The sequence below is a fragment of the Nostoc favosum CHAB5714 genome, from assembly GCF_020829495.1.
Lineage (GTDB): Bacteria > Cyanobacteriota > Cyanobacteriia > Cyanobacteriales > Nostocaceae > Nostoc > Nostoc favosum.
Genome location: NZ_JAIVFQ010000075.1, coordinates 1 through 13,793 on the forward strand (window position 1 = coordinate 1; position 13,793 = coordinate 13,793).

At 42.7% G+C, this 13,793-nt stretch carries 19 protein-coding genes and 4 pseudogenes; 10 read left to right on the plus strand and 13 right to left on the minus strand.

Annotation, left to right across the window (positions count from 1 at the left end):
• Positions 1-103: 103 nt before the first annotated feature.
• The 5 genes and pseudogenes from LC586_RS30090 to LC586_RS30110 all read right to left on the minus strand — a co-directional run.
• Positions 104-478, minus strand: a pseudogene (locus LC586_RS30090) (hypothetical protein); the annotation flags it as partial.
• A gap of 105 nt (positions 479-583) precedes the next feature.
• Positions 584-973, minus strand: coding sequence for a hypothetical protein (locus LC586_RS30095; RefSeq protein ID WP_229488940.1), 390 nt, complete (start codon positions 971-973; stop codon positions 584-586).
• Positions 974-998: 25 nt separating this feature from the next.
• Positions 999-1,202 carry a hypothetical protein gene (locus LC586_RS30100; protein WP_229488943.1) on the minus strand — a complete coding sequence of 68 codons (204 nt, stop codon included), beginning with the start codon at positions 1,200-1,202 and terminating at the stop codon, positions 999-1,001.
• On the minus strand, positions 1,195-1,470 hold the full coding sequence (locus tag LC586_RS30105; protein ID WP_229488944.1) for a hypothetical protein: 276 nt from the start codon (positions 1,468-1,470) through the stop codon (positions 1,195-1,197). Before LC586_RS30105 ends, LC586_RS30100 begins: the two co-directional genes overlap by 8 nt.
• Entirely contained in the window at positions 1,454-1,795 is a 342-nt protein-coding gene (locus LC586_RS30110; RefSeq protein ID WP_229488945.1) for a hypothetical protein, read from the minus strand. The genes LC586_RS30105 and LC586_RS30110 overlap by 17 nt, the downstream gene beginning before the upstream one ends.
• Positions 1,796-1,999: 204 nt before the next feature.
• Here LC586_RS30110 and LC586_RS30115 point away from each other — a divergent pair, with 204 nt between their 5' ends.
• Together LC586_RS30115 and LC586_RS30120 are read left to right on the plus strand one after the other, a co-directional pair.
• Entirely contained in the window at positions 2,000-2,416 is a 417-nt protein-coding gene (locus LC586_RS30115; protein WP_229488947.1) for a helix-turn-helix domain-containing protein, read from the plus strand.
• A gap of 2 nt (positions 2,417-2,418) precedes the next feature.
• Entirely contained in the window at positions 2,419-2,631 is a 213-nt protein-coding gene (locus tag LC586_RS30120) for a hypothetical protein (protein ID WP_229488948.1), read from the plus strand.
• A 68-nt stretch (positions 2,632-2,699) separates the two neighbouring features.
• Here LC586_RS30120 and LC586_RS30125 read toward each other — a convergent pair.
• Positions 2,700-2,969: pseudogene (locus tag LC586_RS30125) on the minus strand (IS701 family transposase); the annotation flags it as partial.
• A 77-nt stretch (positions 2,970-3,046) separates the two neighbouring features.
• On the opposite strand from LC586_RS30125, the pseudogene LC586_RS30130 reads away from it, so the two are divergent.
• Positions 3,047-4,149, plus strand: a pseudogene (locus tag LC586_RS30130) (ISAs1 family transposase).
• A 64-nt stretch (positions 4,150-4,213) separates the two neighbouring features.
• Positions 4,214-4,759, plus strand: a complete 546-nt coding sequence (locus LC586_RS30135; protein WP_229488950.1) for a GNAT family N-acetyltransferase — start codon at positions 4,214-4,216, stop codon at positions 4,757-4,759.
• Between the two features lie 129 nt (positions 4,760-4,888).
• Here LC586_RS30135 and LC586_RS30140 read toward each other — a convergent pair whose 3' ends face one another.
• Both LC586_RS30140 and LC586_RS30145 read right to left on the minus strand, forming a co-directional pair.
• Positions 4,889-5,086 (minus strand): hypothetical protein, encoded by a 198-nt coding sequence (locus LC586_RS30140; RefSeq protein ID WP_229488951.1) that lies wholly within the window; start codon positions 5,084-5,086, stop codon positions 4,889-4,891.
• A 21-nt stretch (positions 5,087-5,107) separates the two neighbouring features.
• Positions 5,108-5,578, minus strand: coding sequence for a DUF1392 family protein (locus LC586_RS30145; RefSeq protein ID WP_229488952.1), 471 nt, complete (start codon positions 5,576-5,578; stop codon positions 5,108-5,110).
• Between the two features lie 224 nt (positions 5,579-5,802).
• On the opposite strand from LC586_RS30145, the gene dinB reads away from it, so the two are divergent.
• The 6 genes and pseudogenes from dinB (at position 5,803) to LC586_RS30175 (ending at position 9,992) form a co-directional block, all read left to right on the plus strand.
• Positions 5,803-6,495: a DNA polymerase IV gene (gene dinB, locus LC586_RS30150; RefSeq protein WP_309143410.1), complete on the plus strand. Its 693-nt coding sequence runs from the start codon at positions 5,803-5,805 to the stop codon at positions 6,493-6,495.
• A 77-nt stretch (positions 6,496-6,572) separates the two neighbouring features.
• Positions 6,573-7,289 carry a DUF2786 domain-containing protein gene (locus LC586_RS30155; protein WP_229488956.1) on the plus strand — a complete coding sequence of 239 codons (717 nt, stop codon included), beginning with the start codon at positions 6,573-6,575 and terminating at the stop codon, positions 7,287-7,289.
• 47 nt (positions 7,290-7,336) lie between these two features.
• On the plus strand, positions 7,337-7,630 hold the full coding sequence (locus tag LC586_RS30160; protein ID WP_229488959.1) for a hypothetical protein: 294 nt from the start codon (positions 7,337-7,339) through the stop codon (positions 7,628-7,630).
• 155 nt (positions 7,631-7,785) lie between these two features.
• Positions 7,786-8,191 (plus strand): annotated as a pseudogene (locus tag LC586_RS30165) (transposase); the annotation flags it as partial.
• A 309-nt stretch (positions 8,192-8,500) separates the two neighbouring features.
• Positions 8,501-8,686: a hypothetical protein gene (locus LC586_RS30170; protein ID WP_229488960.1), complete on the plus strand. Its 186-nt coding sequence runs from the start codon at positions 8,501-8,503 to the stop codon at positions 8,684-8,686.
• Between the two features lie 427 nt (positions 8,687-9,113).
• Positions 9,114-9,992, plus strand: a complete 879-nt coding sequence (locus LC586_RS30175; RefSeq protein ID WP_229488961.1) for a DUF4397 domain-containing protein — start codon at positions 9,114-9,116, stop codon at positions 9,990-9,992.
• 393 nt (positions 9,993-10,385) lie between these two features.
• Here the strand turns inward: LC586_RS30175 and LC586_RS30180 are convergent, their stop codons facing one another.
• From LC586_RS30180 to LC586_RS30200, 5 genes are read right to left on the minus strand one after another with little or no spacing between them, the layout of a single operon-like run.
• Positions 10,386-11,009, minus strand: a complete 624-nt coding sequence (locus LC586_RS30180; protein ID WP_229488962.1) for a DUF488 family protein, N3 subclade — start codon at positions 11,007-11,009, stop codon at positions 10,386-10,388.
• Complete coding sequence (locus LC586_RS30185) at positions 11,006-11,476, minus strand: DUF1392 family protein (RefSeq protein WP_229488964.1); 471 nt, start codon at positions 11,474-11,476, stop codon at positions 11,006-11,008. Before LC586_RS30185 ends, LC586_RS30180 begins: the two co-directional genes overlap by 4 nt.
• Positions 11,473-13,095: a DNA cytosine methyltransferase gene (locus LC586_RS30190; protein WP_229488965.1), complete on the minus strand. Its 1,623-nt coding sequence runs from the start codon at positions 13,093-13,095 to the stop codon at positions 11,473-11,475. Before LC586_RS30190 ends, LC586_RS30185 begins: the two co-directional genes overlap by 4 nt.
• Complete coding sequence (locus LC586_RS30195; protein WP_229488966.1) at positions 13,092-13,265, minus strand: hypothetical protein; 174 nt, start codon at positions 13,263-13,265, stop codon at positions 13,092-13,094. The genes LC586_RS30190 and LC586_RS30195 overlap by 4 nt, the downstream gene beginning before the upstream one ends.
• Complete coding sequence (locus LC586_RS30200) at positions 13,262-13,627, minus strand: four helix bundle protein (protein WP_100902383.1); 366 nt, start codon at positions 13,625-13,627, stop codon at positions 13,262-13,264. The genes LC586_RS30195 and LC586_RS30200 overlap by 4 nt, the downstream gene beginning before the upstream one ends.
• Between the last annotated feature and the right edge of the window lie 166 nt (positions 13,628-13,793).

A 13,793-nucleotide genomic window follows, 5' to 3' on the forward strand; every position in this document is an offset into this window, starting at 1 on the left:
ATGATTTCTAAGTTAGTCACCCTCATGGTCATTCAGTTGTCAAGGTTCAGAACCTTGCGGCTAATCCTTCAAAACCTTTTGGGCTTGATTTCTAGCCAACGAATCGCACGAAAACCGTGTTTTCGTCGCCAGCATTAGCGACAATAATCAGTGGTTTGGAAAAATCTTGGATTAATGAGGCAGCTAAAAGGAAGCTTTTGGCGAAATTCGTTTCAATACCAGTTCTGACGACATAAAGTTCATCGGCACTGATAACAATATCCAGCTTTAAATTGTCCTTGCCTTTGAACTCTTTAGTGGTCAATCGCAGTTCTGACAAGTACCCAGTTAACGCTCTTTGGGGAACTGGGGTTTTCTTCTCTTGGTTGATATTAAACTTGTACCAAACGTAAGATTCGCCATCTACTTCCCCCTGATTAACATATAAATAGATGGGTTCGGGAGGGTTGCATAAACCTAGTTTAATTTCAGCAGTCATGTTTTTTGTGGAGTATGCCATAATAAAGTTTCTCTAGCGAGAATTCATTTCCATAGGTGGCAATTGCCTGAACAAACAGCACTCATTCAGGCGATTGCTTTTTTACTAAGCAGAAGGTTGCTGATTACGTTCTAGTTCCCATTGCAAATAAGTGAGCGCAGTTTGAGCATCAGCAATGTTTAAATCTGGGCTATATCCCAAGTCCAGCAGTTTTCTGTAGTCTTGATGTGTAACAATCTCGGCTATCAGGGTTTGGGCTTGTTCAACTAACTGGTGGAGATGCGGATTAGACATTTCTATGCCCAGCCTGGAACATAAATCTTCCGCTTTCACACCAAGAGTTCCTGGCTCAATCTCGGTTTCTAACTCTTCAAGTAGTGATTGAAAATTTGGGTGTTCATCGTTAATTTCAATCTCAATCAAATCTGCACTCTTTGTAACGACAGTTGCCCAATCTGGGAGAGTCGCTGAAATGGTTTTAGCGTAAAGTTTCATGATTGTGTCCTCTGGGATTAATAACCTAAAAATCCTCGGCAATCTCCAACAAAAAGCCGCGTCCCGTGTTCTGTACTTGCACCAGTTCTTTATCCAACAGTGTTTGAATAACTGAATCGGAAAATTGCAATTGCAGACGATGTAGAGGTACACAACCGCCGCAAAGCTGAAGTGAACGCAGCAAATGATTGGCTCTACGGTCAAAGCTGTGGTTTGCTTCTTTAGCCATTGGTGCTACCTCCGCCTAATGCGCCTAACTGTTGTTGCCGGATTGCTATTTGCTGTTGGTAAAACTCAATCTCTGCGCGTATCTGTGAGAATAATTCCTGTGGGGAAAGGGGTTGAATTTGAGACTCCTGAAAGTGAAACAATTCGTCAGAGTTTTTATTAGGCATCAGCGCATAACGCCAACCACCACCGAATTGTTCAGCCAGTTCTGTACCATTTGGGTAGTATTGAAGTCCCAGAATGATGCCATCTTTAGTACGCTGATCCAAAGCAAAGCGAGGGTAGTCCCAGTGTTTGGGAATGGATAGCGTAATATTCGTCATGGTCAAACGAGATTTCTACTATTCTCAATTGCTCCAAGGCAACAGCTTGGGCTTGGGTAGTAATGTAGTCGTCGAGTTCGGTTTGGGCTGTGGCTTGTTCGTCGGTGATTTTCTGAGCTTGGGCTGACTGATGAGCGAGAATTGCGTCTACCCAAGTGTCAGCCGCTCTCTTGTCGCCTGTGGGTGTTATGCCGAGTTCTGCGGCGATTCTTTTGAGGCGCGGGAGGGTGTAGTTGGAGAGGGCTTGCGGTGTATATTGCGGATGTGTCATGATAAAGTTTCCTTGAATAGAAGGGCAAAGGGCGATCGCTTCCAATTTGCGAGAGAGGGGTGATTGCCTTTTGTTATGTCATTAATATAGCAAGGTCGCTATATATTTGTCAATTTTGCTATAAAAAATTTAACCCTGCTATATTAGGAGGGTAAAGCATAAGTCAACACTGATCTGGCTATAAAAGCATTAGTGGAGGAAACTATGAGAGTAAGGACAAGAATAAAAGACTCTCAAAAAATGATTCGTTGGCGGCTTAGGATATTAATGGCGGAAAAGAAAATCAGCAACAAGGAGCTTGCTGAGCTTTCGGGTATTCACCCGACCTCTATCTCAAAACTTAAAAATGCCGATGAAATTGAACAGATCAGTGGGAGAGTTCTAAACAGTTTGTGCAATGGCTTGACAAAGGCATATCAAGCCACAGGCGATAACCGCGTCATTACACCTGGAGATTTGTTTGACTATACTTTTGATCATGACGGCGATCCTACAACTGCTGAGATTGAGTCAACGGTGGCAGAAAAAGCCGACAATGGACAGCAACTACCTAGTTCTGGTAAATCAGCTAAGACTAGCGCTCAAATAGTATGGTTAACGCCTAACAAGGAGGCATCATAAGTATGTTTACTCCTGACCAAATCAACCTATCAGCATTGGCATCACTTCCCTTAGAACATCGAAAAGCTTTACCTGAATGTTCTGGCATCTACTTTGTTATCGATGGTCAAGGAATGAATGGCACTAAGAAAAGCTATTCGCTATACACCATAACCATTACAAGCATTAATAGAATGAAGCAGTGGACAGAGATATGCGATCGCTATTTTTTGTAGTGCTGTGAAATGGAGGCGGTAACGGTGCAGGGTTGTCCAAAAAATTTTTAGCGGGACTTAAACAAAAATTAAGCCCAAATGTAGCCCAAACTAGCGATATTCGCGGCAAATACGTCACGATTATGGGTCAACCAATCAAAAAAACGATAAGACATAGCCGTTCTAAAGGCATCTATTGCTTCAGTAAAAGTGTTCAAAGGTTTAGAAGCCCACCTTCGTCTCAAACCCCCAGTCATCTGATGCCAAAGAATAAAAGTATAGGCACAAAAAACCAAGGTAAAATGTCGGAGTAGACTTCTTTTATCCCGGACTTGATATTCTTTTAGTCCTAGCCAACCCCCAGGGCTATTTCATTCTAAATGTAGACGCGATATGGTAAAATTCAGCGCCAGATCTACTTCTTGCATCTAATACCGTGTCTGAAATCGAAATTATCAAAGCTTTTGCAGGCCTAGAAGACCCCCGTCGCCGCGCCGGACAGAGACATAATCTACCTTTATGTCTGGCACTGTTCACATTGGCGATCGCAGCAGGGAATAAAGGATTTTTAGCAATTGGAGACTGGATTTCAAGCTACCGTGAGCCGTTGATTGACCTTTTTCAACCCAAAAAAAATAGACTACCTTCTTATAGCACTGTGCGTCGTGCCTTATTACACGTAGATTACGAAGATTATTCCGTGTGTCTGAGCAAATTCTTTAATGTACAACCAAATACTGGAGAAACTGTTGGGTTAGATGGCAAAGTCCTCAAAGGTTCATATCAGATTGAAAATGATAACCCTAACTCCGATTCGCATCCAGCGATTATGTTAGTTAGTTCTTATATTGTTGAGCGAGGCTTAATTTTAGAGCCATTTCAAGTCGATGCCAAAACTAATGATCTTATTGCTTTACCTGAGTTGATTTCAAAACTGGCTCTCAAAGGAGTTGTTTTTGCTTTTGATGCTATTAATACCCAAAAAAAACTTGTGAGTTGATTATAAACAGTGGAAATGATTATGTTGCCGCCTTAAAAGGCAATCAATCTAATCTTTTCATTGATGTCAAAACAAATTTTACACCGGAATTCACTTATGAGCAGATAAATAAAGGACATGGTCGAATCGAAAAGCGTCATGTCAGTATTTGTCAAAATCTTGATGGTATTCGTCTTTGGCCTGGGCTTACCACTTTGATTCAAGTCAAATCAGAGCGTCAGGTTTTCACACACAATGTGATTGAAGTAACTAATGAAACCCGTTATTATATTTCATCTTTAAGTGAAACGGCGCAAGCCTTTGCTGAACGTATCAGAGGATATTGGGGTGTTGAGAATAAAGTCCACTATGTTCGAGACGTTACTCAAGGTGAAGATAAATCTAGAATTCGCACTACTCCTCTTCCTCAAAATTTTGCGCTCGCTCGCAATTTTACACTCAATTTATACCGCGACCAGATGTTTAAAAATATGGCACAAGCGCAACGACTATGCTCTTTTGGTTTAGACACACTCAAACAACTTTATAGAATGAAATAGCCCTGAGATTTAGTTCTGTTTAGATTTTCTTTACAAATCAGTTCTTAGAAAACATTTGAACATCATGATGATCGAACTGCTGCTAAAAAATAGTTTTTGGTTATCACAGCTACAATCCTCAGATGCGATCGCGTATGTTGAGCATCTCAACGATCCGACTATTCACCAGACAACTGAAAATATTCCCTACCCTTACACCAAAGAACACGCACTACATTGGATTCAACGCCATACAAACATCACTAATCAATACGGAAAACCACATCTATTAGCAATCCGCAATCCCCAAGGGCAACTGATTGGCTCAATCGGTATTGGTGAAATTGATGAGAGACATCCTCATGTTGCCGAGCTTGGTTACTGGCTTGCCTCCTCGTATTGGGGACAGGGAATCATGACACAAACCGTTCAGGTTTTCCTCCACTATGCTTTCATAGAACTCAGTTTACTTCGTCTTTGGACACGAGTATTTGAGTTTAATTGGGGATCGCGTCGAGTTTTAGAGAAGAATGGCTTTAAGCTAGAAGGCATTCAACGTCAGCACTTATACCGTGACGGCAAGTTGATTGATGATTATTTATATGGATTACTGAAAACAGATTTAAGCTGATCAGCATAAGTGCCACCTGATCAATCTCTGGCAAGGGCGATATGCCATTGGGCAGAAATCCCCCATCTTCAAGGGAACACAACAAGGTAATATCTGCACAAGAAAAGCTGCTGCTTCCGTACCCAAAGCTTAATCAGCTGCTGCCGCTCCTGAAGAACCAGCAGAAACCAACGCTCGTACTCTTTTTTCAGCTTCGGTATCCTGAGCTGATGCTTTCCACCACTTCAGAAGTTCAGGAGTGGGAGCAAACAGAGGCAGGTGCTTACCCTTCCAATTTTGGGGAGGATACAGGGAGATTGAGATGCTTTCGCCTCGGATGAGAGCCACGATAGAATGAGGTGTACACTGTCATAATCGTACCCGCTCCAAGTCATAGTCACTCACCCGCGTGATGGAATCTCTAGAGGTAAAAACCTCGTCACCCTTTTCCGATATAGTAGGGGAGATCCATTCGATGCAGTAGAACCAGGAATCGTTAATCAGTTGAATACCTTGGACTATGCGGATCGGCGGCCCATCTAGTGACAACCGAAACTCGACTAACTCACCCAAGCCAAACACAGGTTTTTCTTGGGGCAGCGATCGCAAATTACCTGTACCAATAAGTTCACTACCCCAAACAGTAATATTGTCATTGCAAGTATTGATTTCGTATTTCCAGCCTTGCAGCGACCATTCGACACCACAGCAGTAACCAAATGCTTTGACTCTCTTGACGTACACCCGTTCAAGCAAACTTACTAGCAACGGCGGGATTGGTTGACCCCAAGGTGGGGAGATGTACCAGCACTGTTCTAAGTCGTGGACAAGGTTAGTCATAGTTTTGCTCCTTTCAAAATACTTTGTGCTGACATGAATAATTGAGTTGCAAAACTGGGAGGTACGGAATAGCCGATAATTGACCCCGCTGTAGCAGTTTCGTTGGGGAATAATGCAGATATAGTATTTGAACCAAGTAGTGCTAATGTACTATATAGCTAGTAATATAGTATTTTATTAAGCGCCAGTTAGCCTAACTTTCTAATGCTTCACTCTGCTTCCAAGTGAGAAAAATAGTTCACGTAGATATGGATGCTTTTTACGCATCGGTAGAGCAGAGGGACAACCCTAGCTACCGAGGGAAACCGTTAGTAGTCGGTGGTAGTCCGAATCAGCGAGGTGTGGTTGCAGCAGCTAGTTATGAAGCTCGTAAGTTTGGTATTCATTCCGCGATGCCGTCAGTAACAGCAATTGCCAAATGCCCTGGGCTTATCTTTGTCAGACCAAGATTCGACGTTTACCGAGAGATTTCCGCAGCAATCCACGCTATCTTTAAACGCTACAGTGATTTAGTGGAAGGGGTTGCGCTAGACGAAGCATACCTGGATGTTACTGAAAACAAGCAGAATATCACCTATGCTTCTACTATTGCAAGATATATTAAAACTGCGATTTTCCAGGAAACTCAGTTGACAGCAACCGCAGGCGTGTCGATTAACAAGTTTCTTGCAAAAATGGCATTAGGGCAGAATAAACCCAATGGATTAACAGTGATTTTACCGGAGGATGCGATTGCCTTTGTAGAACAGCTACCGATTGAAAAGTTTCACGGGATTGGAGAAGTTACAGCAGCGAAGATGCATTCGCTGGGGATTCATACTGGTGCAGATTTGAAGGAGCGATCGCTGACTGAGTTAACAGACAACAGCAAGATTTACCTGACAGCAACAACTGAGAATACAAGATCAGCAAATTAAACAACAGCAACAATTCAGATTACAACCAAGTATATTAAAAAAGATATTTCCTTTCAAAACCTGCTTGAGTGATACGAATGCAGACACAGGTGTTAGAACTAGAAAAAATCGCTGACAAAATTAGAAAACTATTCGCACTTAGCCAATCTCCCAACGAGTCAGAGGCAAGCGCTGCCGCAGCTAAAGCCCAAGAAATGCTAACCCAGCACAATTTATCGATAGCCTCACTTCAAGATTGGACACCTCAACCACTAGAAGAAGAAGTCATTCGCCAGTTCAAACGCATGACCTCATGGAAATTTATTTTACTAAGTGGTGTTTGTTGGGGGAATTACTGCTGTGCGATCACTAGACACTACCATAGCGGGTCTAAAATGATTATCTTAGGGCGAAAAGTGAATATCGTCTCTACTCGTATTCAGTTTGAGTATCTTGAACAAACCATTGAACGGCTAGCAAAACAAGCCGTAGGCGATCGTGCTTTTAAAAATGCTTTTAAATTAGGTGCTGCTAATAGACTTGTAAGTAGGATTCTTGAGAATCGTGATCAACAGAAAAATCAAGGGATTGCTGGAACTACTGAATCAGTGGCAGTACCCGCCATTATCGTGCAAGCACTCTACGAAAAACTGGAATCTGAGTTAGAAGCATATCTAAATAATGTAAAAGTTAAACAAATGGCGCTACCATCTTGTGGTTCAAAAGACGGATATTTCTCTGGGATATCTGCGGCTGATTCTGTCTCTCTTAATCGCCAAGTTAATAGCAGTCAACAGCACTATCTACCAGGTTAATTAAAACGTGTCAGAAGATAGCGGCAGTGATGAGAGTAGATTAACGAGTGATTGACCTCATGCAGTGCTTCATGCGATCGCTTTCGGCAAGATTTGCAGTACTTGTACAGAGGTATAAATATTTGCCAAAGTATAAACTGAATCTGGTAAAAGATGATGATAGTAAATTTATATACTCTATTGATGTGAATAACTCGATAGAGTATTTTTGTGAAAGTACGCCCAATGTAAGCGATCGCCTCTTCTGTGCCCTTGTTACAACCGCGCCTCCACAGCCGACGATTGCTCCTTGGGGTAATGGTGCATTCATGTTTGACCAAATTTTGATAACCATTGGTTAACACACATTCAGCCAAGGGTGTTGCATTGGGCTTTGTTGATTGCGTCTAATCCTCGTATAGTGCAGCTTTAAAAGTTTTGCGTTCTTTTTGCATAAAGTACAAAACTCTAGCTGAAGAGTATTACATAGCAAACGAATTATATAGGTGGATCAAAGATTCAAGTACGGGTGATAGAGTATACTATCGACTCAGACAATGAACAACAAACTTATCGTTTAATTACCAATTTGGTGGACATTGCTCTATTCCCGGCTTTGTTATTGACCACAGAATATCATCAGCGTTGGGAAATCGAAAATACGATTGATGAGTTAAAAACTCATCTTAATGGGCGTAAAACTCCTATTCGTTCTCTTAAACCCCGCGAAGTTGTTCAAGAAATCTACGGTTGGCTTTTAAGCCATTATGCAATTCGCACTAGAATGTTTCAAGCCGCAACTACTGCTGGAATATCTCCATTGCGCTTAGGTAATACTTGTACTCTCAGAGTTAAACGCCTGTGCTATTGCTGATTTTCAAGATGCTAACAGTGAGCAATTACCCTTTTTTTCTCCAAACTAATCCTTGAAATTTTGGATCAAAAAATTCCGCCAAGGCAAGGCAGAACAAATCCCAGAGTCGTTAAAAAACCTCGTTCAAAGTTTCCATCTAAAAAACCAATCCACAGAGCCACGGGTACTAAACTTCAACCACGCACTTTTTTTATTCTTAATACTGCTTAATTCTTAACCGAGAAGTATTGCCCTGTATCCCACAGTTTCGATTCAGCGTACAGTTAGCCGGTGTTGGGAGAATGTGCCGGATACGATCGCCTATTTGAAGAAAGCATTACGAACGAGGATTGGGGGCGAATCACCCGAAGCCGTGTTTGTGGCGGCTTGCAAGGAGGGACGGAAACCAGAGTCAGCCCAGGTCAAATCTGCTGTGAAGGATTGGTTCGAGTGGGCGCGACGAGAGAGAATTGTGATTGCGATGTCGGGTGAGGTTGTGTACACGCCGGATGGGGAGGCGGTGGAATTGCAGGAGATGATGCGGCGGTTTGGGGTGCAGAAGTAAATACTGCTCACTATGTCAACTACCTACATATATAACTACAAATATAAATTTGTTATCAAGCAACTAATATACTATTATATGTTTAAATGACAGTTATTAACTGTCTTAACTGTCCTTGCATTCTCCTAAAAATCGTGAAATATTAGAACCATGAAGTGCGCTATCAATAAACTTCAAGCAGCCTCCACCAAAGCATTTGTCACGTTGGACACTTGAAGCCAGCCACTATATGTGCTGCTGCAATAATATTCTGCCCAAGTCTAATGTCTTGAGGCGAACGTTGTTGTGCGCCCGTTGTCTTTTACGTTGACAAAGCCTGCATCTATATCCCCATACATAAAAAATCTTTGTGATGATTATCGCATCATTTTTTATGCAGAATAAAGCTTGCTCATTTGTTATTTTTGTCTCACGATAGGAGGAAGATATGTTTCTAACAAGACGATTATTCTTAGGTGCTTTGACATTATCTTTAATTAGTTTGACTAGTTATCCACACAAAAGTTTAGCCAATTCTCAACTATCTACAAAGCCTGTACAAGAATTTTACACTGCAAGCCTAGTAAGTTCTCTTCTAGATCCTCTTCTAAACCCTTATAAATGCCCTACCAAATTAAGAGTTATTAACGCTGCGGTTGCTACTGCATCACCAGTTGATGTCATTGTCAACGGTAAAAAAGTTTTGCAGAATGTAGATTTTCGTCAAGCTAGTAAATATGTAAATGTAACACCAGGAAATATTCAGGTACTTTTTGTGCGCTCTGGTACTAGCAGTACAATTGCTCATAGAAACTTTACAGGAGCGCCTAATAGTGCTTATACAGTAGCGGTAACAGGAACACTACAAGGCCCCTCAGGTCAACCATTATTTAATCAATCACCCTTTGTGATTCCAGAGGATTTAACACAGCCTAATCCAGGTAAATTTAAAGGACGTTGGTATCGCTTTTCGGAAACTAGCGCTGTTATAGATTTCCGTATTAGCAAATCCTCTAGCCCAAATGTGGATGAAACTCGTATCACAGACCTGACACCCAAAACTGCTATTCCTTACCCAGAACTTACAGCTGGTACATATAACTTCAATCCAGTTCTACCTGACCAATTTGACCCATTGATCAATAATGCCTTCAACCCACCAATCACAGTAGAAGTTGCGAATCAACAAGTCCCGGAAGGAGTCATTTTTGATGTAATTGCTACAGGTAATGGCTTAGGCCAAGCACCTAACTCACTGCTACTCACAACTGCCTCAACAAAAACAGTGCCTCCTGATGCTAATGGGTGTAATCAGATTGTGCAGTAAGCAATATCAACTTAGTGAGGCATTTTTAGCCATAGGAATCTTATTTAATTTTTGAAAAAACCGTATAACTATTGAAGCGGAAGCGGCTGATTCAATCAGACCCGCTTCAGTTTGTTTGCAGTTTGAAAATATCGCAGAAAATCTGTGTAATGTCGAGGCGGGATAGAATAGTAGACATAGCCGAAACCTTGATTTTTCTTAGATATTTTTAGTTTCGGCATTTTTTTGTCACTTTTTTACCTCTTTTCAATTAATCGTAGCTATCGTCTGTGCCACTCTGCGCGATCGCTGCTGTGAAGGCCAGTTGAGCAAATTCTTACATAGCAAGCTTTCTGCCCTTTCCTATCCGTCGAACTCACGTTTATTTAGTTTGCATCATATCAAACTCCACCGTCAGCCTGACCCCACTGCCACCAACCCCAGCAACCGCCCCCGATAGAACTCCTGCTGCAACCCCGAAAGAACAGCCAGCACCCCAAGTTCAGACCAATCGCCCAAATCCTCGTCGTACAGAGATACCCGGTAATAGCCGCAAGCTAGGCGATCGCACTGCACAGGATAACCCAATGCGTGACATTTCTCGATTAGCGACGATATCAAAGGTGGATATGTAATAGGGTGATTTGTCTTGCCTTGGATAAGGGTTAATTGTAGTTGGTCAGCACCAACTTCCCCGCCCCAAAGCTCTTGCAGTATCTCCTCACCAACTTGATATCGATGGCAAAAATCCCCAGTCTTTTCAAAGCAGCATAGTGTTATATCTTGTGGATTTTCTTTCTGTTTTCTCACCCACAATTGAATTAGTTGCTGACGAGAATCCAGAGTCTTCCTGAACTCCCTGGTGTATTCTTCCTGTGCGGCGGTATCCTGGGCTGATGCCTTCCACCACTTGAGCAGTTCGGGAGTTGGCGCGAATAGAGGCAGGTGCTTACCTTTCCAATTTTTGGGAGGATAGAGTGAGATTGAGATGGCCTCGCCTCGGATTTCGCCACGGTAGAATGATGTGTACACTGTCATAATCGCACCCTTTCCAAATCGTAGTCAGTCACCCGTGCGATGGAATCTTTAGAGGTAAAAACCTCGTTACCTTTTTCAGAGATGCTGGGAGACATCCATTCCACACTGTAAAACCACGCATCGTTAATCAGTTGAATGCCCTGGACAATACGAATCGGTGGCCCATCACCGTGAAACCGAAACTCAACTAACTCACCCAGGCGAAACACAGGTTTTTCTTTAGTGTTCGGTTGCAAATTACCCGTACCAATAAGTTCACCTCCCAAAACAGTAATATTGGTATTACAAGCGAAGATTTCGTATTTCCAGCCACGTTCTGACCACTCCACGCCAGTGCAATAACCGAAAGCTTTGGCAGACTTTACGTACACTCGTTCTAACAAACTGACCAGTAGAGGCGGGATTTGTTGACTCCACGGTGGAGAAATGTACCAGCACTGTTCTAAGTTTTGGACAAGGTTAGTCATACTTTTGCTCCTTTCAAAATACTTTGTGCCGACATGAATAATTGGCTTGCAAAACTGGGAGGCACAGAGTAGCCGATGATTGACCCAGCCGTAGCAGTCTCGTTGGGAAACTCGTACCAACTGGGAAACCCTTGCAGGATTGCAGCCCCTTCAATAGACAAGGATTTGACAGTACCATCCGGCAACCAAATATCAGCGAACTTACTTCGGTTGCAGCCTTTGTGGTCGGTGAAATGCGATCGCAGTATCGTGTTGCAAGGTAAATGTCCAGGTTTGTATTTGGACTCTGTACGTCCCCCAACTCTCTGTATTAGCAGTGGCGTTGGTTCATTAGTTGTCAAAAATTGTTCTACCGCTTGCCGTTGTTTGGGGAGTAGTTGGGAATCGGTCATGCTGGGGATGAGATGGGCGATCGCCTCGTACCAACCACAAGATTTAGCTCCCGTAGGTAGGGCAACATGAAGACCCTTGTTTGCAATCAGGACTAACCGCCGACGCGCCTGGGGTAATCCGAATTTGTCCATGCTGACCACGCTGTAAGTAACCGAGTACCCCTCTTGCTCCAAAGCTGACAGAATGATACTGAAACTCTGACTGTTCTGATAGCGTGGGACATTTTCAAGAGTAAACACCCGTGGCTGCAACTGTCGGATGGCTTCTGCTACTGCGATCGCTGCACTCAGGTCGTCAGCCGTTTCAATACCCTTGCCCGCTTTAGCTGTGTGAGCAAGGCTTGCGTTGGCGCACACCGGGGAGGCATGGAGGTAATCGGGGCGGCGGGGAAAACCTAGAAACTTTGACTGTGCTACTTCTTGAACTGTTAGTTGGATTATTCTACAGCCATACTCGCTGAAGTTGTGGTGATGAGTTTTGGCGATCGCCCTGCTCAAGTCTGGTTTGCTTGGGTCAAACTCTACTGCAATAACTGGGCGAATCCCGGCTTGAACCATCCCAGCTTCAATCCCGCCGCCACCTGCGAAAAGTACTATGGCGATCGGTGCATCATCTGGAAGTACTGGTTTTTTTTCTGTATTATCAAAATTTTTGCAGACATCTAATTTTGGTGATGGCTTTTTAGTTTTCGCTTTTTTGATAAAGGCGGTAATATCTTCCCTAGTCGCCCCGTCTTGTTGCAGTGTCCGAATCATTGGGACAGCACCAGGGGGAATTGAGCCGATACTTCGTCCTTTCCATACTCCATCAACTCGTTCTTCCCAGTTATATCCCCATCGGTAATGAGTCGGGTTGTTTGGGTCACGCTCACCTATCACTCGTGGGTAAAAGGCTATAGTCCCATCAAGTAACTTTTTCTTTTCAAGGTACGGGTATAGGCATCCTTGGCTATGAAGTTGTATGCTTTTAAGGTCGTCCTCTAAGAATTTTTCGGGTGTCGCAGATAACGTAACCTCCACTGGTGCAGTAGAACCAGAAGGTGTTTGATGTACTTCAGTTTCATCAAGTAGCTTTTTCTTTTCGAGGTACGGATAGAGACATTCTTGGCTATGAAGCTGTGAGGCTTTAAGGTCGTCCTCTAAGAATTTTTTGGGTATCGCAGATAACTCAACTATTACTGATTTTGCCTTCGGAGGTAGGGTATTGCTTGGGGCTGTTTTAGTCATACAGCCACCTCCATCACCAAATCGTCTGGTACTTCAAAAATCCCCAGTTGACCAATGTAAGGAATCGGTGTAATCTCGCGTGGATTCTCCAGCTTCCAGTGATATTGCTCAGGCATCCCCCAGCCAAAACAATTCGCAATTCGCAATTCGCAATTCGCAATTAATTTCATTGCTTGATTTTCTCTTTAACTTTTCGAGTAGATGCAACTAAGATTTTTCCAATTTCTCTAGTTTCTTGAAGTAAGGATTCAAACTTATTTTTATCAACCAATTCTGCCTCGATTAATATTTCTAACCAATATTCAGTTTCTCTTTCTTCTTTAAGTGCAATTTCTAATTTGCTCAAAAAGTCTTTATCAGATTGGGCAGATTGAGCTTCTTTAACATTTGCACCTATAGAAGTGCCACTTCGGAGTAACTGTTTTGATAATGTTCGACAAACTCCGGGCTTTTCATCTAAAAAAGTACAAGCTTTGACTATTCTTATTGCTAAAGCTTTCGTTCTATCAGCGATACTAATTTTTTGATTCATTTCTTTTACTCCTAGTTAATAATTGCGAATTGCGAATTGCGAATTGCGAATTGTTTATTGCCCAAGGCTGACGGACGGATAGCGCTTTCACGGGTTTTAAAACTCCAGTAATTGAATGTATGCGTCTAATGCCGCGATCGCTGGATGTGGCTGTAAATTACCTAGC